Source organism: Gemella haemolysans, from assembly GCF_001553035.1.
Lineage (GTDB): Bacteria > Bacillota > Bacilli > Staphylococcales > Gemellaceae > Gemella > Gemella haemolysans_B.
This window is the reverse complement of sequence record NZ_KQ959936.1, coordinates 54,843-55,111: the sequence shown is the minus strand read 5'-3', so window position 1 is coordinate 55,111 and position 269 is coordinate 54,843. Positions and strand designations below refer to the sequence as shown.

At 49.4% G+C, this 269-nt stretch carries 1 pseudogene; it reads right to left on the bottom strand.

Going from position 1 to position 269, the window contains the following annotated elements:
• Positions 1 to 221 (bottom strand): annotated as a pseudogene (locus tag HMPREF3186_RS09355) (hypothetical protein); the annotation flags it as partial.
• Positions 222 to 269: the final 48 nt, after the last annotated feature.

Genomic DNA, 269 nt, shown 5'->3' with positions numbered 1-269 from the left:
CCTTTCTCACTCACTACCCCTTTCGGATTCTCTGGCTGTACTAAGGCTTCGCCTTTCTCGCTTATCACGCCTTCTGGTTTCTCTGGCTGTACTAACGGTTCACCTTTCTCACTCACTACCCCTTTCGGATTCTCCGGCTGTACTAATGATTCACCTTTCTCACTCACTACCCCTTTCGGATTCTCCGGCTGTACTAACGTTTCGCCTTTCTCACTTACCACTCCTTCTGGGTTCTCCGGCTGTACTAACGGTTCACCTTTCTCACTCAA